This is a genomic window from Streptomyces sp. cmx-18-6, from assembly GCF_046548915.1.
In the GTDB taxonomy this organism is placed as follows: domain Bacteria; phylum Actinomycetota; class Actinomycetes; order Streptomycetales; family Streptomycetaceae; genus Streptomyces.
Genome location: NZ_JAEBEP010000009.1, coordinates 107,793 through 126,715, shown reverse-complemented (window position 1 = coordinate 126,715; position 18,923 = coordinate 107,793). Strand labels below are relative to the sequence as shown.

Sequence of the window (18,923 nt, the reverse complement as noted above, 5' to 3'; positions counted from 1 at the left end):
TCATGACCCGGACGGATGCCCCTATGAGCCTGCACGGTCTGCTGGATCTCGTCGTAACGGACCCGGCGCTCGCCGAGGCGGTGAAAGCCGCCGCTGACGGCCACCGCATGCATGTGGACCTGGTGGGTCCGCCCGGAGCCAGGCCGTTCACCGTGGCCGCGCTGGCCCGGCAGACCGGCAGGACCGTGCTGGCCGTCACCGCGACCGGCCGGGAGGCCGAGGACCTGGCCGCCGCCCTGCGTACGCTGCTGCCGCCGGACACGGTGGCGGAGTTCCCGTCCTGGGAGACCCTGCCGCACGAGCGCCTCTCGCCGCGCTCGGACACCGTGGGGCGCCGCCTGGCCGTGCTGCGTCGGCTGGCCCACCCGCGCGAGGACGACCCGGAGACGGGTCCGGTGTCGGTGGTCGTCGCGCCGGTCCGCTCCGTGCTCCAGCCGCAGGTCAAGGGGCTCGGGGACCTGGAGCCGGTGGCGCTGACCAGCGGGCAGAACGCCGACCTGGGCGAGGTGGTGGAGGCGCTGGCGGCGGCCGCGTACTCCCGGGTGGAGCTGGTCGAGAAGCGCGGCGAGTTCGCCGTACGGGGAGGGATCCTGGACGTCTTCCCGCCGACCGAGGAACACCCCCTTCGGGTGGAGTTCTGGGGCGACGACGTCGAGGAGATCCGGTATTTCAAGGTCGCGGACCAGCGGTCCCTGGAGGTCGCGGAGCACGGGCTGTGGGCGTCGCCCTGCCGTGAGCTGCTGCTGACCGACGAGGTACGGGAGCGGGCCGCGGCCCTCGCCGAGGCGCACCCGGAGCTGGGCGAGCTGCTGGGCAAGATCGCGGAGGGCATCGCGGTCGAGGGCATGGAGTCCCTGGCTCCGGTCCTGGTGGACGACATGGAGCTGCTGCTCGACGTCCTGCCGAAGGACGCGATGGCGCTGGTCTGCGACCCGGAGCGGGTCCGGACCCGGGCGGCCGACCTGGTCGCCACCAGTCAGGAGTTCCTCCAGGCGTCGTGGGCGGCGACGGCGGGCGGCGGCGAGGCCCCGATCGACGTGGGCGCGGCCTCGCTGTGGAGCATCGCGGACGTCCGGGACCGGGCCCGCGAGCTGGGGATGATGTGGTGGTCCACCTCCCCGTTCGCGGCCGACGACGCGGACCTGGACGAGGACACGCTCAAGCTGTCGATGCACGCCCCGGAGGCGTACCGGGGCGACACCGCCCGCGCGCTCGCGGACACCAAGGGGTGGCTGGCCGACGGATGGCGCACGGTGTACGTCACCGAGGGCCAGGGGCTCGCCTCCCGTACGGTCGAGGTGCTGGGCGGCGAGGGCATCCCGGCCCGGCTGGACGCGGACCTCAGGGAGATCACCCCCTCCCTCGTGCACGTCTCCTGCGGCGCGATCGACCAGGGGTTCGTGGACCCGGCGCTGAAGCTCGCCGTGCTCACCGAGACCGACCTCACCGGCCAGCGCACCGCCACCAAGGACCTGGGCCGGATGCCGGCCCGCCGCCGGAAGACGATCGACCCGCTGACGCTGGAGCTCGGCGACTACATCGTGCACGAACAGCACGGTGTGGGCCGGTACGTGGAGATGGTGCAGCGCACGGTCCAGGGCGCGACCCGCGAGTATCTGCTCGTCGAGTACGCCCCCGCCAAGCGCGGCCAGCCCGGCGACCGGCTGTACATCCCGACCGACCAGCTGGAGCAGGTCACCAAGTACGTCGGCGGCGAGGCCCCGACCCTGCACCGGCTCGGCGGCGCGGACTGGACGAAGACGAAGCAGCGGGCGAAGAAGGCGGTCAAGGAGATCGCCGCGGACCTGATCAAGCTGTACTCGGCCCGGATGGCGGCCCCCGGCCACGCGTTCGGCCCGGACACCCCGTGGCAGCGGGAGCTGGAGGACGCGTTCCCGTACGCGGAGACGCCCGACCAGCTGTCCACGATCGCCGAGGTCAAGGAGGACATGGAGAAGACGGTCCCGATGGACCGGCTGGTCTGCGGCGACGTCGGCTACGGCAAGACGGAGATCGCGGTCCGGGCGGCTTTCAAGGCGGTCCAGGACGGCAAGCAGGTCGCGGTGCTGGTGCCCACGACTCTCCTGGTCCAGCAGCACTTCGGCACGTTCACCGAGCGCTACTCGCAGTTCCCGGTGAACGTGCGGGCGTTGAGCCGCTTCCAGTCGGACACGGAGTCCAAGGCGACGCTCGAAGGGCTGAAGGAGGGCTCGGTCGACCTGGTCATCGGCACGCACCGGCTGTTCTCCTCCGAGACGAAGTTCAAGGACCTCGGCCTGGTCATCGTGGACGAGGAGCAGCGGTTCGGCGTCGAGCACAAGGAGCAGCTGAAGAAGCTCCGCGCCAACGTCGACGTGCTGACGATGTCCGCGACGCCCATCCCCCGTACGCTCGAAATGGCGGTCACCGGCATCCGCGAGATGTCCACGATCACCACCCCGCCGGAGGAGCGCCACCCGGTGCTGACGTTCGTCGGCCCGTACGAGGAGAAGCAGATCGGCGCGGCCGTGCGGCGTGAACTGCTGCGCGAGGGCCAGGTCTTCTACATCCACAACCGGGTCGAGTCCATCGACCGGGCCGCCGCCCGCCTCCGCGAGATCATCCCGGAGGCGCGGATCGCCACGGCCCACGGGCAGATGTCCGAACAGGCCCTGGAACAGGTGGTGGTGGACTTCTGGGAGAAGAAGTTCGACGTCCTGGTCTCCACGACGATCGTCGAGTCCGGCATCGACATCTCCAACGCCAACACCCTGATCGTGGAGCGCGGCGACAACTTCGGCCTGTCCCAACTCCACCAGCTGCGCGGCCGGGTGGGCCGAGGCCGCGACCGGGGCTACGCCTACTTCCTCTATCCCCCCGAGAAGCCGCTCACCGAGACGGCTCACGAGCGCCTGGCCACCATCGCCCAGCACACGGAGATGGGCGCGGGCATGTACGTGGCGATGAAGGACCTGGAGATCCGCGGCGCGGGCAACCTCCTGGGCGGCGAGCAGTCGGGCCACATCGCGGGCGTCGGCTTCGACCTGTACGTACGCATGGTGGGCGAGGCGGTCGCCGACTACCGGGCGCAGATGGAGGGCGGGGCGGAGGAGGAGCCCCCGCTGGAGGTCAAGATCGAGCTCCCGGTCGACGCGCACGTCCCGCACGACTACGCCCCCGGCGAGCGGCTGCGCCTCCAGGCGTACCGCGCGATCGCCTCGGCCACCTCGGAGGACGACATCCGCGCGGTCCGCGAGGAGCTGACCGACCGCTACGGCCCCCTGCCCGAGCCGGTCGAGAACCTCCTCCTGGTGGCCGGCCTGCGCATGCTGGCCCGCGCCTGCGGAGTCGGCGAGATCGTCCTCCAGGGCCCCAACATCCGCTTCGCCCCGGTGGAGCTCCGCGAGTCCCAGGAACTCCGCCTCAAGCGCCTGCACCCCAAGACCATCATCAAGCCCGCCGCCCACCAGATCCTGGTCCCGCGCCCGACGACGGGCAGGATCGGCGGGAAGCCGGTGGTGGGGCGCGAACTGCTGTCGTGGACGGGGGAGTTCCTGACGACGATTCTGGGGTCGTAGGCCCGGAGCTCGCTGTACGTCGGCCCCGCCGGGTTTCCGGCGGGGCCGACGCGTCTGGCCCGGGGCCGCTATGGCTTCGCGGGCCGCTTGAACGCGGCCCACACCGTCTTGCCCACGACGTGGTGGTCGATGCCGAAGTCCACGGCGAGTTCACCGACGAGGAACAGCCCGCGTCCCGAGCAACTGCTCTCGTCCGGGTGCTGAACCTCCGGCCGACCGTCGCCGCTGTCCCGGACCTTCAGGTGTACGAGGTCATCGGCCAGGTCGAGCCGGACGGCGAACTCCCGCCCCGGCGGGACGCCGTGGAGCAGGGCGTTGGTCGCCGGCTCCGAGACGCAGAGCTCTATGTCGTCGATCAGGGCCGTGAGCTGCCACTCGGTGAGGACATCGACGACGAAATCGCGTGAGGCACCGACGGATGTGCGCCGTCGGGGGAAGCGCCGTAACTGCGAAGGAGACACGGTGGTTCACCGCCTTGCTCGTGGATCGTAACGGGATAACCGTACTGCTATTCGCGAAAGGCGGCAAGGTATTCTTTGGGGTGTTCGACGGAGTCGCCTACCGTGTGCAGCGGCAAGGTCCGTCGTCGGTGAAGGAGGAGACCATGGGCGAGGGTGAAGTGATCAGCGCGTCCGCTCACTACCTGACGCCGACTGAGGGCGGAGGTGACGTCTGGAGTGCCGAGGCGGCGTCGGCGGGGCGACGGGGCACGCAGAAGATCGTGAGTGCCGGTGAAGTCGCCGCCCCGGGGCGCGTGGCGGGCCTGCTCGCGGTGGAACCCGGCGGACAGGTCGTCGCACGGCGGCGGATCATGTATCTCGACGGCGAACCCTGCGAGTTGACCGATAGCTACTACCCTGTGGAAATCGCGCGGGGCACGGGGCTCGCCGGCACGGCGAAGATCCGAGGAGGAGCAGTCCGGCTGCTCGCCGAACTCGGGCATGTGGGAGTCCGTGCCAGGGAAGACGTGGCCGCTCGCATGCCTTCCGAGAGCGAGCGGGCGGAGCTGGCCCTGAAAGCCGACGAGCCGGTCCTCGAACTGACCCGGCTCATCCTGGACGTGGATGACCGGCCTGTCCAGGTCGACGTGATGATCATGCCTCCGCGGGGCCAGAAGCTGCGGTACGAGATCAGGATCGGATGACGATGCGCGGACCGGAGACGGAAGAGGTGGACGGTCGTCCGCTGCACGAGCGGATCGCGGCCGACCTGCGGGACGACATCATGTCCGGGGAACTGGCGCCGGGCGACAGTCTGCCTTCCACCGCTCAGCTGAAGGACCGGTTCGGGGTGGCGAACGCCACGGTCCAGAAGGCCGTGCAGCGCCTCAAGAGTGAGCGCCTCGTGGTCGGCCGGGCGGGCGCGTCGGTGACCGTACGCGAACACCGCCAGCACACGATACGGCCGGCCACGTACATGGCGCCGTCCCCTTCGGGTGAGCCCTACCGCTGGCTGGTCGAAGCGGCCAACTCCGGCGCACGCGCCCGCAGTACGCTGCTGGACGTCATGGAGGTCAAACCTCCGGCGGATGTCGCGGACGCGCTGGTGCTCCCACCGGGCGGCACGGCGATCCTCCGCTACCAACTGCTGTCGATCGACGAGGAGCCCGCCGAACTCGTCGCGTCGTACTACCCGCCGGAGATCGCTGAAGGCACCGCCATCACGGAGCGCCGCCGCATCCCGGGAGGCACGCCCACCCTTCTGGCCTCGCTCGGCCACCCGCCCCGGCTCAGCGTCGACCGCGTCTCGGCCCGCGTCGCGACGCAGGAGCAGTACCGCCTCCTCCGCCTCCCCGGCGACCTGCCGGTCCTGCGCACCTTGCGGGTGGTGTTCAGCGACGACGACCGGCCCATCGAGGCGACGGTGATGGTGAAGGCGGGGCATCTGTACGAGGTGCAGTACGAGTTCACGCCCGAAACCGGCTGAGGTCACCGCCCCGGCGACAGCGCCACCGCGATCTCCTCGTGCAGCCCTAGCGGCAGCCGCGTCCCCCACCGGTCCGCTGCCTCGGCCGCCAGGTCGCGGCTCCACCGCCAGCTGTTCGCCGCCGCCGTGCGGAGGGCCTCCGGGGTCAGGGGCCCGGTCGTCGTGGCGTACCGCTCGATGTCCGCCGGCGGCAGGTCCGCCTCCAGGGCGCGGCTCGGGGTGAGCCAGTGGACGGTCGAGCCGCGCAGCAGGCGGCAGAGCTTCAGCTGGAGCGGGGCGATCACGGCGTGCAGCAGGTTGTGGGCGCGGGCCGTTTCGCCGCGGGTCTGGATGTGGGCCAGCATCAGGGTCCAGTTGGCCAGTTCGTCGGTGAGCTGCTGGGCGGTGGCGGCGGGGTCCGGCGGGCGGAACGTGGCCAGTTCGCGGGCTGCGGCGGCCAGGTGGCCGGTGCGGTCCAGGAGCACGGCCGCTTCGGGGCGGGGGAAGTGGACCTGGCCGCGCCAGGTGGCGATCTCGGCGATGCCGGGGCCGGTGGCCTCGACGTGGAACTCGCCGCGCATCAGGTCGTCGAAGACCACGGCGAGGATGCCGTGCATGTTGGTGTACGCCAGCTTGAGCGGGGCCAGCCGGGCCACGAACTCCCGTCCGTCGAAGGTCTCGACGTCCTCCTCGCGTACGTACAGGAAGGCGTCCAGGTCGGAGTGGGCGTCGGCCTCGCCGAGCGTCCACGAGCCGTAGAGGAGGACGCCCTCGATACGAGGGTCGGCCTCGGCCGTCGACCGCAGCAGTTCGATGCGGCGGTTCAGGGCGTCGGCGGGCGGGGGCGTACGGGAGGAGCGGGGGGTGTGGGGCGTACGGGAGGGGCGAGCGTGCGGCATGGTGCGGGTCTCCCGGAGTGGGCAGGCAGGCGAACAGGGCCCGGCGGCCGGAGCCGGGCGGCTCTCGGTCCCGGGTGAGGGACCTCGTTCGTTGCTCAGGAAACGCCCACGAGGGGCAGCCTAGAGGCCGGCTTCCCCGTCGTCGCGCCGGTTCTCCGGTGTGAAGATCAGGCCGGTGAGGGACCGGAAAGCCGCCTCCGGGTCCCGGCCCTCCATCGCGTCGGACAGGTTGCCGCTGAGCAGCAGGGTCGCGAAGCCGTGCGCCAGCGACCAGGCGGCCACCCCCGCGAGCCGGCCGTCCTCGCCCCGGCCGCCCGGCGGGAGGTCCGCCACGCCCGCGCGCAGTGCCTCGGTCGCCCGGGTCCGGGCGGCGGTCACCTCCGGGGCGTCGGTGCGGTAGAGGTCCGGCCGGAACATCACCTGGAAGTGCGCGGGGTGCGTCGCCGCGAACCGTACGTACGCGACGCCCCGCTCCCGTAGATCCGGCGCTCCGGCCAGGGCGTCGGCGAACAGGGCGTACCCCTCGGCGGCCACGGCGGTCAGCAGGCCCGTGCGGTCCTTGAAGTGGTGCGCCGGCGCGGCGTGCGAGACCCCGGCCCGGCGGGCCAGGTCGCGCAGGCTGAGGGCGGCGGGGCCGTGGGCGGCGATGACGTCGAGGGCGGCGGTCAGGATGGCCCGCCGCAGGTCGCCGTGGTGATAGGTGCGCTCGCGCTCGCTGCTCATGGCAGCACCCTACGCCGTATCTTGTCATTGACAAGTTTGCTGGGTGGTGCGCATGCTGGGAGCTCGATCTAGTCATTGGCAAGATGCGGATGCGGATGCGGAAGTGGGAGGCGGAGATGGAGATCATGAGCGGAGAACCGGCCCGCGTACGGCAGATGTGGCACCTCCTGGAGCCCCTGCACGCGGTCCTCTACTACGCGCCGCAGGCGTTCGCGGAGGCCGCCGCGCTGGGTTACGACACCGAGGAGCGCTGGGCCAGTTACTTCGCCTGGCGCGCGGCCCCGCTCGGCGCGGTCGGGGCGGAGGAGGCGACGAGGGCGTTCCACAGTTTCGCTCCGGCGATGGTGGACGACTACGTGCCGGCCGCCTGGGAGACCGCCGACCCCGAGGCCGTACGCGCGGCCCGGCTGCGGGCGGTCGACCGGTCCTACCGGGCGCTGTTCGGGGAACGGCGGGTGGAGGGGGCGGAGTTCGCCGAGGCCGCCGCGTTGGTGCGCCGGGCGGCGGAGGGGGCCTCGGGCGCCTGGGCGGGGGAGGAGGCCGCGTCGGGCCTCAGGGCGGCTGAGGGTGCCTCGGGCCTCCGGGGGGCAGAAGGGGCCGCGCCGGATCTCCGGGCGACGGAGGGTGCCCCGAGCCTCCCGGCGGCGGAGGCGGCCGCCCCGGATCTCCGGGCGGCGGGGAGCGTGGGCGACGCCCGGGGATCGGGAGGCCGTGCCGGGGGCGGTGGCCCGTCTCTCGGCCCCGCCAACTCCGCCCTGCCCTGGCCGGACGCGCCGCACCTGGTGCTCTGGCACGCGGCGACCGTCCTGCGCGAGCACCGGGGCGACGGGCACATCGGCGCGCTCGTCGCGGCCGGGCTCGACCCGGTCGAGTCGCTGGTCTCCTTCGCGGCGGTCGGCGCGGCCCGCCCCGAGGTGTTCGCGAGCCGTGGGTGGAGCGCGCAGGAGTGGGACGCGGCCCGGCGGCGGCTCCGGGAGCGCGGGCTGCTGGAGGCGGACGGTACGGCCACGGACGCGGGGCGCGAACTGCGCGCGAAGGTGGAGCTGCGCACCGACGAGGAGGCCGCCGCGCCGTGGCGGGCCCTGGGGGAGGAGGGGCGCGAGCGGCTGGTGGAGCTGCTGGGGGAGCCCTGGCTGGAGACCATCGGCTCGGGGATGCTGCCCGGGGAGAACACCCTCGGCATCGGGAAGGTGTGAGGGGACGGGCGGGCGAAAGCGGGAGCCCGGCCTCCGGGGTCGGTTCCGGAGCCGGGGTCGGTGCCGGGGCCGGTTCCGAGGGCGGAGGGGGCGGGGGTGGGGGCCGGGCCGGCCGAAGACGGAAACTCGGCTCCGGGGCCGGAACGGGCTGAAGGCCAGTCATGAAATCGCCGTCCACGGGGAAGACGCCCATAGGATTCACGGCGTTCGGCTTTCTCCCCGTCAGGATGGCTTCACGTGATACCTCCCCGTATGTACCGAGCAGTGGCCCTGCCCGCCCTCAGCACCCTCGTCGTGCTCGCCCTGGCCGGGTGCGACCCCGACGACCTCGCGGCGGAGAGCGGCGGCGGCACGAGCGGGGGCGCGAACGGCGGGGCGCAGTCCGCCAAGGGCTTCGGCGTCAGCCCGCTGGACAACCCCGACGGTACGAAGCCGGGCCTGGCGCCCCTCACGACGGACGCCGACCGGGCCGCCGCGCGCAAGGTCATCGAGAAGGTCGCCACCAAGGGGCGCGGCCCGAAGACCGGCTATGAGCGGAGCAAGTTCGGGTCCGCCTGGAAGGACGGGGTCGACGGCATCCCGCTCGCGCGCAACGGCTGCGACACCCGCAACGACCTCCTCGCCCGCGACGGCAAGGACATAGAGCACCGATCGGGCTCCAACTGCGTCGTCGTCTCGCTGAAGCTCAAGGACCCCTACACCGGCAAGAGCATCGACTGGCGCAAGCAGCAGGCGGCCAAGGTGCAGATCGACCATGTGATGCCGCTGTCCTACAACTGGCAGATGGGCGCCGCCCGCTGGAACGAGGCCAAGCGGCAGCAGATCGCCAACGACCCGCTCAACCTCCTGCCGGTGGACGGGCCGGCCAACAGCGCCAAGCGCGACTCGGGCCCCGCGTCCTGGCTGCCGCCGTACAAGCCGGTCCGCTGCTCCTACGCGCTGCGGTTCGCACAGGTCTCGCTCAAGTACGAACTCCCCGTCACCGCACCGGACAAGCGGGCCATGCTGGCCCAGTGCGGGGGCTGAGGCCGTAAGCCGGACGCCGCCTGTGCCCTGCGGAGCCGCACCACGGCTCCGCAGGGCACAGGCCGACCGCGCGGCCCGGACCTTCAGGCTCCGCAAGGGGCGGGCGGGCCACGGGACCCAGGGACTGTCCGGCAGATCTTGACCGGATCCACGGCCCCTGGCCCTTCCCCGAGCTCCCGGCCTCGCTCGAGCAGGGGAGGCCCCCATCCCTCGCGGCGTTGCCGAGACGCCCGAACCGCTCCGCGACGAGGACGTTCCAGCGCCTTGCGACGCACCGCACCGGACGCCGCGGCCCATCCGGCCCTGATCCGCCGGACAGCCCCTAGACCTTGCCCCCGCAGATCACGTTGTACGGCCTGCCCATCGCCATCATCAACTGCATCGGCTCCGTGGTCGCCGGCGGGCACTCCTCCTTCTCCTTGACGAGGTCGAGCACCTTGAAGGCGTCGGTCCCGGCGGAGGCGCAGGCGATCTCCTTGGCGGTCGACGTGATGCAGTCGCCCTTCACCAACTGCCCGCCCCCGGCACCCGCGTCCCCGGGGTGGTCCCCCGTCAGGTTGCGGCCACAGACCGTGTTGGTGGGGATGCCGCCGCCCTTCTTGTCACCGCCGGAGCCGAAGACCCGGGAGACCTGGATGATCAGGTCCGTACCGGCCGGGCACTGGATCGCGTTGGGCAGGATGCTCGCGCTCTTGATCTCCAGCGCCTCGAAGGTCGCCCCGGAGTCGTCGCAGTCGAACGCGCGGTAGCCGTCCGGCTTGTTCTCCGGGTCCGGCCCGCCGCAGTCGCCCACCTTCCAGGAACCGCCCTTGCCGTCCGAGGCGGAGGAAGGGGAGGCCGAGGAGGAGGGCGACGAGGCCGAGGAGGAGTCCTTGTCGCCGAAGATCTTGGACGCGCCGTAGGCCAGGCCGAGAATCACCGCCAGCACCAGCAGGCTCTGCAAACACCCGGCGCCTCTCCGGGGGCGGGACGGCGTACTGCCTGGCTGGGTCATGGGTGCTGCTCCTCATCGCGTGCTGCATGGGTACGAAGTCGCGGGTACGACGTCATGAGTACGAAGTCATGGGTACGTCGCGGCTACGACGTCATGAGTACGAGGTCACGGGTACGTCGCGGGTACGAAGTCACGGGTGGGGACGCGGCATGGACACCTCACGGTTCCCTCGGTTCTGACCTCAGCGAAACGGCCCCCGGGGTCGGTCCTCCCAGGGGCCTGTCACGTCGAAAACGCCTGTTCACAGGGGGTATGGGCCGACTAGGGTCGGCCCCACGGAACTACGGGCGGTCGCCGTCGAGTTCCCGCGGTACGTACTGGTCGCCACCGACCCGGACGGCACCGTAGTCGTACGCGCCTACAGCGTCCCCGGGGAAACACGCGCCTGCAGCGTCCCTAGGGGAACACGCGCCTGCAGCGTCCCCAGGGGAAGGGGATCTCGGGCCGCATGCCGGCCGCGCTGCGGGAGAACGCGGGGCGGTACGGCTTCGGCGAGGTCGTCGCCCCGGTGCGGCCCAGCGGCAAGCACCTGCGGGCCGCGCTGCCGTTGCCGGGCTCAGGAAGCGGGCCGTGCGCTCCTGGGCATGCACCTCACCCAGGAGCGCACCTCACCCGGGCGCACCTCACCCGGGCGGACGTCACTGCCCCAGGTCGACGATGTCCTTCGCGGCGGGCTTCTTCGCCGAGACCGGCTCGTTGAACTCGGACAGGTCCATCGTCATCGGCTCCTTGCCGCCCTTGGACGCCAGACGCAGGATGTACGGGTCGCCCTCGGCGGCCACCACGAGCGTGTGGGTCTCCTTGCCGTCCTTCTCCGTCAGCCGCAGGGCGGCCTTGCCGCCGATCTTCGTCTCGCCCGCCTTGCTCGCCTCGGAGTCGTTCGCCTCAAGGTCCTTCAGCAGCCCCTTCACATCACAGAACTCGATCATGTCCTTGGTGTCGGGCTCGGACGCCTTCGATTCCATCCAGCGTCCCGCCAGCATCTTCACCACCGCGTCGACCTCCTCCTTCGGCTCGCCCTTCGCCTCCTGGCGCAGCAGTGCCTCGTCGAGCTTGGTGTAGACGACGTCGCCGGTCTTGATGATGTCCACGCTCCCGCCCGCGCCCATGGACAGGGTCCCGGTGCATTCCCCGGACGTATTGCTGGAGAAGTCGGCCTTGACCGGGCCGTCCTCCGTCGTCATGTCCAGGGAGACCCGCAGCGACTTCGCCTTCTTCGTCGCGGTGAGCGCCTTGTTGGCGACCTCGGCACCCGACAGGTCGGCGAACGGGCCGCTCTCGGCGGCGGGGGACCCGCAGGCGGCGAGAGCCACGAGGGCCAGCCCGCAGGAGGTGTTGACGGCGATACGGGTGACGAGACGCATGGCGGAAGCTCCGGTGGATCCGTGAAGACGAGGACGGGGAGAGGAAGAGCGATAGGGCATGGCCGGGCATGGCTGTGCCCTTCGCCGCACGGGATGCGTCACGCGGTGCACCCCGCCCGGCGGTGAGCGGTTGTACGAACAAGGTAATAAGATCAAAGCTTGTGAACCGAGTCAACATGGATATCGGTGAAGAGGCTTGGTAACGCTGATCCTGCGTGTCGCCCGAGCGAGTCGCTATGCTCGCGGCGCAGCATGGACAGAGCGTGAACACCAGCCAGAGCGTGAACGGAATCGTGCGGCGGGCGGGCGGGGCGACCCGAGCAGCGCGGACGAAGCGGGGAGAGAGTCAGTGCCGGAGCAGGCGACAGAGGTGACCGCGGCCGGGATCGCCCGTCTCGCGGGAGTGGGGCGGGCCGCCGTCAGCAACTGGCGGCGCCGGCACGCCGACTTCCCCCAACCGGTCGGCGGCACCGAGACCAGCCCCTCCTTCGCCCTGCCCGAAGTCGAGCAATGGCTCCGGGCTCAAGGGAAACTCGCCGAGGTCCCGCTCCGCGAACGGGTCTGGCAGCAGGTGGCCGGGCACCCGGAGGGCGCTGTCCCGGCCCTGATCCACACCGGCTGCGCCCTGCTGCTCGTCCGCGACCGGCCCACCGCCTGGCTGGAGCTCGCCGCCGTCTCCGACGAGCGGATGGCCGCCGTCCTGCCGCACGCGGTGGAGAACGTGCTCGCCGCCCACGACGCCCGCCCCGCCCACGGCCCCCGTGATGCCCACCCCGCCCACGCCCCCCGCAACGCCCACGACGCCCGCCCCGTCCACAACCCCCACGCCTCCCAGGACGCCCCCGTCGCCCCCGACGCCCGCCCCGCCCGTGCCGTGCCCGTCCCCTCCGCCGACGCGCTCCTCCCCTCCGTCCCCCTCCTCCGGGCGGCCGCCGAACTCGCCGCCGGGATCGGGGCCGGCCGGACCTTCGAGTTCCTGCTCGGCCGTCAACTCGACGCCAACCCGCGCCAGTACACGCTGACGCCACCCGGCCTGGCCGAACTGATGGCGGCCCTCGCCGAACCGGTGAAGGACGCGGGCGGGCAGGGCGGGAAGCAGCCGCCGCGCAGCGTCCTGGACCCGGCCGCCGGAACCGGCACCCTGCTGCGCGCGGTCGCCGGGCCCGCCGAACTCCTCGCCCAGGAGGCGGACCCCGCCCTCGCCGCGCTCACCGCCCTGCGCCTCGCCCTGCACGGCGACGGCCCGGCGGGCAGCACCCCCGCCCGGACCGTACGGACCGGGGACTCCCTGCGCGCCGACGCCTTCCCGCACCTCTCCGCCGACACCGTGCTCTGCCACCCGCCGTTCAACGAGCGCAACTGGGGCCACGACGAACTGGCCTACGACCCACGCTGGGAGTACGGCTTCCCCGCCCGCACCGAGTCCGAACTCGCCTGGGTCCAGCACGCGTTGGCCCGGCTGCGCACCGGCGGCACCGCCGTCCTGCTGATGCCCCCCGCCGCCGCGTCCCGCCGCTCCGGCCGCCGCATCCGGGCCGACCTCCTGCGCCGGGGAGCCCTGCGCGCGGTGATCGCCCTGCCGGCCGGCGCCGCACCCCCGTACGGCATCCCGCTCCACCTCTGGGTCCTGCGCAAGCCGGGCGGCGAGCTCCGCCCCGTACCGGAACTCCTCCTCGTCGACACCACGGACCCCGCCGAACCGGGTACGACGGCCCCCACGTCCACCGGCGGCGGACGCGACCGGCTCGACTGGCCCGCCCTCCACCGGGCCGTGCTCGACGCCTGGCGCGACCGGGCGGACCACCCCGGCGTCAGCCGCGTCGTCCCCGTCATCGAACTCCTCGACGACGACGTCGACCTGGCCCCGGCCCGCCATCTGCCCAGCCCCGCGGCCGGGGGCGGAGCGGCCGGTCTGGGCGAGGTACGGGAGCGGCTCGCCGACACCCTCCGGCTCACCGCCCGCCTCACCCCGCCGCCCGCCGAGGTCTCCGCCCCCGCCCACTGGCCCCTGACCACGGTCGGCGAACTCGCCCGCGCCGGGGCCCTCCTGCTGCGCACGGGCCATGCGGCCCCGGGAGCCGGGACGGGCCGCGTCCTCACGGAGCACGACGTCCTCACCGGTACGTCCCCCACCGGCACCGCCCCCACGACCCCCACCGCCACCGGCCCCACGACCCCCACCGGCCCCACGAGCCCCGCCCCCACAGACAGCGCCCCCACCACCCCGCCCGATGACCCGGTCCTGCTGGAGCCGGGTGACGTCGTCGTGCCCGTGCTCGGTGGCGGCTCCGTCGCCCGGGTCGTCGACGAATCGACCGCGGGGGCGGCGCTCGGCCGCAACCTCCAGCTCCTGCGCCCCGATCCGACCGCCGTGGACCCCTGGTTCCTCGCCGGCTTCCTCCGGGGCAGCGCCAACAACCGGCAGGCCAGCAGTTACGCCTCCACCGCCGCCCGGCTGGACGCCCGCCGCCTCCAACTGCCCCGGCTGCCGCTCACCGAACAGCGGCGGTACGGCGAGCAGTTCCGCGCCGTCGCCGCCTTCGAGGACGCCCTGCGCACGGCGGCACAGCTCGGGAACCAACTGGTCCGGGGCATGTACGACGGACTGACGGACGGCACGGTCACCCCGGGCTGAACAGGCACGGAGCAACGTCACGTTCAGGCTGGGACGAGCCGGGGCGAAGGGGCCGGTGCCCGGTGGGCGGTGCGTTCAGGTTGAAGCGCCCCAGGACGCAGGCCCCGGCGGGCGGTGGGTTCAGGCTGAAGCGCCCCAGGACGCAGGGCCCGGTGGGCGGTGCGTTCGGGCTGGAGTGCCCCAAGACGCGGGCCCCGGTGGGCGGTCACGGTCACGCCGGGGTGAGCTGAACGACAACGGTTGGGCACAACCGGGGACGGTCTGTCGGCGTCGGTGTATACGCTCACTGCATACGCCCTGCGTACGCACCGCACCCGTCCGACTCACGCACGCCTCCCAGGAGCAGCACATGCACGGCTACGGCTACCCGCCGCAGCAGCCGCCGAAGTCCCGCCCGGACTCGGCGACGCTCATCACGCTGCGGGTGATCTTTGTGGCGCTGACCGTGCTGAGCTGCACTTTCCTCGGGTGGGCGGCAATGCTGAGGCTCGCGATCGTCACCCGCAAGCCCCGTGACTGGTGGCTGCTGGTTCTCGTCGTCGCCCTCACCATCGGTCTGCTCGCGTTCTTCGCGTCGCTGCCCGAGGAGGAGGAGATGACGGACGCCGAGGCGCTGATCGGCGTCGGCTGGCTCCTCGTGATGCTGATCGGCATCATCACGTACTACCTGATCATGGAGATCCGGCACTACGCGACGCCGGGAACGTACGACAGCCGGCAGCCGATACCCGCGCCCGCGACGAACCCGTACCGGCCGCCCGCCGCCCACCACCAGGCCCCCGTCCCGCCGCAGCACCCGACCCCGCCCCCCACCCCGAACCCGTACACCGTCCAGGACACCCCGCCACCGCCCGCGCCCCGGCGGCTCGACCAGGTCCGGGCCGAGCTGGACGAGCTCAGCGACTACCTCCGCAAGGAGGGCGAAGGCCGGTGAGCGGGCGCGTCATCGCCGGGCGGTACGAGCTGGCCACCGTCCTCGGCCAGGGCGGCATGGGCCAGGTCTGGACGGCGTACGACCAGCGCCTGGACCGCCGCGTCGCGGTCAAGCTGCTGCGCCCGGACCGGGTCGCCGGGCCCACCGGCAGCGACGCCCCCGACGAGCTGCGCCGCCGGTTCGTGCGCGAGTGCCGGGTCACCGCGCAGGTCGACCACCCCGGCCTGGTCACCGTCCACGACGCGGGCAGCGACAGCGAGGACCTCTACCTCGTCATGCAGTACGTGGAGGGCGCCGACCTCGCCGACCACCTCGCCGAGCAGGACCCGTACCCCTGGCCCTGGGCCGTCGCGGTCGCGGCCCAGCTCTGCTCCGTGCTCTGCGCGGTGCACGCGGTGCCGATCGTCCACCGCGACCTCAAGCCCCGCAACGTGATGGTCCGCCCGGACGGCAGCGTCATCGTGCTCGACCTCGGCGTCGCCTCCGTCCTGGACACGGACACCACCCGCCTCACGCACACCGGCTCACCCATCGGCTCCCCCGCCTACATGGCCCCCGAGCAGGCGATGGGCGGCGCGGTCGGCCCGTACACCGACCTGTACGCCCTCGGGGTGCTCCTGCACGAACTGCTCAGCGGTGACGTGCCGTTCGCCGGGTCCACCGCCCTCGGCGTCCTGCACCGCCACCTCTACGAACCGCCGCACCCCGTCCGGCGCACCCGCCCCGAGGTCCCCGCCGCGCTGGAGGCGCTCGTGCTGCGGCTGCTCGCCAAGGACCCGCAGGCCCGGCCCGCCTCCGCGCAGGAGGTGTACGAGGAGCTGGCCCCGCTGCTGCCCAAGCACGGGGCCCCCGCCGGACCGCTCGACCCGACCCGCCCCTTCCTGCGCCCGCACGCCCCCTGGCCGGACCGGGCGGCGACCCCGGCCACCACCCCCGTACCGCCGCAGGCCCTGCCCGGTGCGACCCCGTGGCCGGCCGTCGCCTCGCTCCTGTCCCCGGCCCCGCCCCTCGCCGCGCCAACCTCCTTCACCCCGCCGCCGGCCCGGCCGGACGTCGCCCGGGCCGTGGACGAGGTCAAGAAGCTGCTGGGCGAGGGCCGGATCACCCAGGCCGTCGACATCCTCGGCTCCATCCTCCCGGCGGCCGCCGCCGAGCACGGCGAGCGCTCACCGGTCGTCCGCATCCTGCGCAAGCAGTACGCCGCGACGCTGATGGACGACGGGCAGTACCGCCGCGCCCTGCCGGAGCTGCGCCGCCTCGCGGAGGACCGCACGGCCGAGGCCGGCCCGGCCGACGCACAGGTGCTCCAGTTCCGCTACGACGCCGCCCAGTGCCTGGAGCAGCTCGGGGAGGCGGCGGCCGCGCTGGGGGAGTACCGCGCGGTCCTCCCGTTCTACGAGAACGCCTACGGCCCGGTCACCACCGACCCCGGCCGGGCCCTCGACATCCGGCATCGCATCGGCCGGCTGCTCCTGGCGGTCGGGGACCACACGGCGGGCCGGGCGCAGCTCCAGGCCCTGCTGTACGACGCGGAGCGCACGTACGGGCCGCACCACCCGCTCCCCGCGGACCTGCGCCGCCGCCTGAGCCACCAGCAGGACGTGCGGGGCGGCTGACCCGGATCCCCGGGGCGGCGGGCGCGGACCTTCGGGGCGGCTGGCCCGGCCCCACATCCCCAACTCCTCCCGAATCGTTGGTCGAATCAGTGGCACCGATCACATCCACTGCCTAACATCGATCACCGCAAGGCTTGTGCACCGATGCACAAACTCTCCACGGGAGGCTCCTTTGCACCGCCGTCGTCGCACCGCGCTCGCCGTCTTCGCCGCAACCCTGCTCGCGGCCCCACTCCTGGCCGCCTGCGGCAACGAGGCCCACCCCGGCGCCGCGGCCGTCGTGGGCGGCGAGCGCATCGAGGTCTCGGCGGTCCAGGCCCAGGCGGCCGACGTCCGCACCGCCCAGGAGAGTTCGCCCGAGGCGACCCAACTGGTCAACAAGTCGGGCCAGCTCAACCGCGCCAAGCTGCACGGGCTGATCTTCGGCCGCATCCTGGACAAGGCCGCCGACGACGCGGGCGTCACGGTCAGCCGCAAGGAGATCCAGGAGGCCCGGACCGCCGGCCGCGCGCAGTACGGCGGTGAGGAGCAGCTGCGGGCGATGATGCTCCAGCAGCGCTGGGTCGCCCCCGAGCAGATCGACGGCGACATGCGCCAGGAGGTCCAGCTGCCGAAGCTCGCGGCGGCGCTGAACGCGGACCTCGGCACGCCGGACGGGCAGCAGAAGGTCGGCGAGGCGCTGACCAAGGCGTCGAAGGCGCTCGACATCGACGTGAACCCGCGCTTCGGCACCTGGGACGACCAGAAGATGCAGCTGGGCGACTACAAGGCCCCCTGGATCACCCAGGTCACCGACTTCGCCCCGAAGGAACCGCAGGCGGGCGCCTGAGCCGCGCGGAGGGCCGGACACCCGCCCCGCCCCGCGCCGGGGGCCGTGCATCGGGCCGCTCCCGCCCCCGGGGCCCGTGGGGTGAACGCCCCCCGCGCGCCGGGTAGGTTCGCGGGGTGAACGCTGAAGCCCCCGGCGACCCCGGAACCACCCCCGGCGACTCCGGAACCCCTCCCGATCTCCCCGGCGACTCCGGAACTCCACCCGACCTCCCCGGCGACTCCGGAACCCCACCCGATCTCCCCGGCGACCCCGGCCGCATCGTCCTGCTCACCGCCAGCCACCGGGTCGCCCCCGGCCTGCTGTCCTGGCCGGCCTGGCAGACGCTGCACGCCGCCGACCAGGTCCTGGCCGCCGACCCCGGCCACCCCCAGCTGCCCTACCTCCGCGAGGCGGGCGTCCGCGTCGAGCACGCCGCGCCCCACGCCGACGAACTGGTCGCCGCCTGCGCCGGCGGCCGCACCGTCGTCGTCCTGGCGGGCGGCGAGGGCGACGGCCGGCTGACGGACGGCCTGGCCCGGCTCGGCGGCTCGGGCCGGGTGGCCATGCCGGACCTGGAGCTGCTCCCGGGCTCGTACGACCTGCCCGGCGCGCGCCTCCTGGACCTGGTGCAGGTCATGGACCGGGTCCGCCGCGAGTGCCCCTGGACCTCGCAGCGGACGCACAGGAGCCTCGCCAAGTACGCCATCGAGGAGGCGTACGAACTCGTCGAGGCGATCGAGGACGGCGACCGGGACGAACTGCGCGAGGAACTCGGCGACGTACTGCTCCAGGTCGTCTTCCACGCGCGCATCGCCGAGGAGGATCCCGAGGAGCCCTTCGCCATCGACGACGTGGCGGGCGGCCTCGTCGAGAAGCTGATCCACCGCCACCCGCACGTCTTCGGCGACGAGAGCGCCGAGACCCCCGAGGACGTCCACGAGCACTGGCTGCGCACGAAGGCGATCGAGAAGCAGCGCACCTCGGTCACCGAAGGCGTCCCCCTCGGCCAGCCGGGCCTTGCCCTCGCGGCGAAGCTCGGCAGCCGCGCCCGTACGGCCGGACTCGACGTCCCCCTCCCGACCGGCGACACCATCGGCTACGAGCTCCTCGCCCTCGCCGTACGCGCCGAGGCGACCGGCACCGACCCGGAGGCCGCCCTCCGCGCGGCGGCCCGCGCCTACCGCGACGCGATCGTGGCGGCGGAGACCGGTGGGCCGGACGTGCGGTAGGGGAGCGGGGCGGCGCGGCCGATAGCGTCGAGGG

The 18,923-nt window shown here is 73.0% G+C and carries 15 protein-coding genes and 1 pseudogene; 11 read left to right on the top strand and 5 right to left on the bottom strand.

What is annotated here, in order from left to right:
- The first annotated feature begins 23 nt into the window (after nt 1-23).
- Nucleotides 24-3,557: a transcription-repair coupling factor gene (gene mfd, locus ACLJPL_RS21925; protein WP_411082577.1), complete on the top strand. Its 3,534-nt coding sequence runs from the start codon at nt 24-26 to the stop codon at nt 3,555-3,557.
- Nucleotides 3,558-3,625: 68 nt separating this feature from the next.
- Here mfd and ACLJPL_RS21920 read toward each other — a convergent pair whose 3' ends face one another.
- The gene (locus ACLJPL_RS21920; protein ID WP_411082576.1) at nt 3,626-4,018 is read right to left on the bottom strand and encodes an ATP-binding protein; all 393 of its coding nucleotides are present in this window, start codon (nt 4,016-4,018) and stop codon (nt 3,626-3,628) included.
- A gap of 143 nt (nt 4,019-4,161) precedes the next feature.
- Here ACLJPL_RS21920 and ACLJPL_RS21915 point away from each other — a divergent pair, with 143 nt between their 5' ends.
- Both ACLJPL_RS21915 and ACLJPL_RS21910 read left to right on the top strand, forming a co-directional pair.
- Nucleotides 4,162-4,701 (top strand): GntR family transcriptional regulator, encoded by a 540-nt coding sequence (locus ACLJPL_RS21915; protein WP_411082575.1) that lies wholly within the window; start codon nt 4,162-4,164, stop codon nt 4,699-4,701.
- Nucleotides 4,698-5,483 carry a GntR family transcriptional regulator gene (locus tag ACLJPL_RS21910; RefSeq protein WP_411082574.1) on the top strand — a complete coding sequence of 262 codons (786 nt, stop codon included), beginning with the start codon at nt 4,698-4,700 and terminating at the stop codon, nt 5,481-5,483. The genes ACLJPL_RS21915 and ACLJPL_RS21910 overlap by 4 nt, the downstream gene beginning before the upstream one ends.
- Nucleotides 5,484-5,485: 2 nt before the next feature.
- Here ACLJPL_RS21910 and ACLJPL_RS21905 read toward each other — a convergent pair whose 3' ends face one another.
- Nucleotides 5,486-6,361, bottom strand: a complete 876-nt coding sequence (locus ACLJPL_RS21905; protein ID WP_411082573.1) for a nucleotidyltransferase domain-containing protein — start codon at nt 6,359-6,361, stop codon at nt 5,486-5,488.
- Between the two features lie 120 nt (nt 6,362-6,481).
- Nucleotides 6,482-7,084, bottom strand: coding sequence for a TetR/AcrR family transcriptional regulator (locus tag ACLJPL_RS21900; RefSeq protein ID WP_411082572.1), 603 nt, complete (start codon nt 7,082-7,084; stop codon nt 6,482-6,484).
- Between the two features lie 125 nt (nt 7,085-7,209).
- On the opposite strand from ACLJPL_RS21900, the gene ACLJPL_RS21895 reads away from it, so the two are divergent.
- A complete protein-coding gene (locus ACLJPL_RS21895; protein ID WP_411082571.1) occupies nt 7,210-8,280 on the top strand; it encodes an SCO6745 family protein in 1,071 nt (356 codons plus the stop codon).
- A 252-nt stretch (nt 8,281-8,532) separates the two neighbouring features.
- Complete coding sequence (locus tag ACLJPL_RS21890) at nt 8,533-9,306, top strand: HNH endonuclease family protein (RefSeq protein WP_411082570.1); 774 nt, start codon at nt 8,533-8,535, stop codon at nt 9,304-9,306.
- A 322-nt stretch (nt 9,307-9,628) separates the two neighbouring features.
- Here ACLJPL_RS21890 and ACLJPL_RS21885 read toward each other — a convergent pair whose 3' ends face one another.
- Complete coding sequence (locus ACLJPL_RS21885) at nt 9,629-10,300, bottom strand: hypothetical protein (protein WP_411082569.1); 672 nt, start codon at nt 10,298-10,300, stop codon at nt 9,629-9,631.
- Nucleotides 10,301-10,566: 266 nt separating this feature from the next.
- Here ACLJPL_RS21885 and ACLJPL_RS21880 point away from each other — a divergent pair.
- Nucleotides 10,567-10,850 (top strand): annotated as a pseudogene (locus tag ACLJPL_RS21880) (N-acetyltransferase); the annotation flags it as partial.
- An 88-nt stretch (nt 10,851-10,938) separates the two neighbouring features.
- Here ACLJPL_RS21880 and ACLJPL_RS21875 read toward each other — a convergent pair.
- Nucleotides 10,939-11,664 carry a hypothetical protein gene (locus ACLJPL_RS21875; RefSeq protein ID WP_411082568.1) on the bottom strand — a complete coding sequence of 242 codons (726 nt, stop codon included), beginning with the start codon at nt 11,662-11,664 and terminating at the stop codon, nt 10,939-10,941.
- A 349-nt stretch (nt 11,665-12,013) separates the two neighbouring features.
- Between ACLJPL_RS21875 and ACLJPL_RS21870 the strand changes: the two genes are divergently transcribed.
- From ACLJPL_RS21870 to ACLJPL_RS21850, 5 genes are all read left to right on the top strand, one after another.
- On the top strand, nt 12,014-14,299 hold the full coding sequence (locus ACLJPL_RS21870; protein WP_411082567.1) for an N-6 DNA methylase: 2,286 nt from the start codon (nt 12,014-12,016) through the stop codon (nt 14,297-14,299).
- Between the two features lie 349 nt (nt 14,300-14,648).
- Nucleotides 14,649-15,233: an NnrS family protein gene (locus ACLJPL_RS21865; protein ID WP_411082566.1), complete on the top strand. Its 585-nt coding sequence runs from the start codon at nt 14,649-14,651 to the stop codon at nt 15,231-15,233.
- A complete protein-coding gene (locus ACLJPL_RS21860; RefSeq protein ID WP_411082565.1) occupies nt 15,230-16,849 on the top strand; it encodes a protein kinase domain-containing protein in 1,620 nt (539 codons plus the stop codon). Before ACLJPL_RS21865 ends, ACLJPL_RS21860 begins: the two co-directional genes overlap by 4 nt.
- Before the next feature lie 172 nt (nt 16,850-17,021).
- Nucleotides 17,022-17,678, top strand: a complete 657-nt coding sequence (locus ACLJPL_RS21855; protein ID WP_411082564.1) for a SurA N-terminal domain-containing protein — start codon at nt 17,022-17,024, stop codon at nt 17,676-17,678.
- 116 nt (nt 17,679-17,794) lie between these two features.
- A complete protein-coding gene (locus ACLJPL_RS21850) occupies nt 17,795-18,889 on the top strand; it encodes a nucleoside triphosphate pyrophosphohydrolase (RefSeq protein ID WP_411082563.1) in 1,095 nt (364 codons plus the stop codon).
- Nucleotides 18,890-18,923: the final 34 nt, after the last annotated feature.

Excerpts from the sequence above, each read along its gene's own strand:
- mfd (WP_411082577.1), top strand. The coding sequence starts at position 24 with ATGAGCCTGCACGGTCTGCTGGATCTCGTCGTAACGGACCCGGCGCTC.
- ACLJPL_RS21915 (WP_411082575.1), top strand. The coding sequence starts at position 4,162 with ATGGGCGAGGGTGAAGTGATCAGCGCGTCCGCTCACTACCTGACGCCG.
- ACLJPL_RS21910 (WP_411082574.1), top strand. The coding sequence starts at position 4,698 with ATGACGATGCGCGGACCGGAGACGGAAGAGGTGGACGGTCGTCCGCTG.
- ACLJPL_RS21905 (WP_411082573.1), bottom strand. The coding sequence starts at position 6,361 with ATGCCGCACGCTCGCCCCTCCCGTACGCCCCACACCCCCCGCTCCTCC.
- ACLJPL_RS21900 (WP_411082572.1), bottom strand. The coding sequence starts at position 7,084 with ATGAGCAGCGAGCGCGAGCGCACCTATCACCACGGCGACCTGCGGCGG.
- ACLJPL_RS21895 (WP_411082571.1), top strand. The coding sequence starts at position 7,210 with ATGAGCGGAGAACCGGCCCGCGTACGGCAGATGTGGCACCTCCTGGAG.
- ACLJPL_RS21890 (WP_411082570.1), top strand. The coding sequence starts at position 8,533 with ATGTACCGAGCAGTGGCCCTGCCCGCCCTCAGCACCCTCGTCGTGCTC.
- ACLJPL_RS21885 (WP_411082569.1), bottom strand. The coding sequence starts at position 10,300 with ATGACCCAGCCAGGCAGTACGCCGTCCCGCCCCCGGAGAGGCGCCGGG.
- ACLJPL_RS21875 (WP_411082568.1), bottom strand. The coding sequence starts at position 11,664 with ATGCGTCTCGTCACCCGTATCGCCGTCAACACCTCCTGCGGGCTGGCC.
- ACLJPL_RS21865 (WP_411082566.1), top strand. The coding sequence starts at position 14,649 with ATGCACGGCTACGGCTACCCGCCGCAGCAGCCGCCGAAGTCCCGCCCG.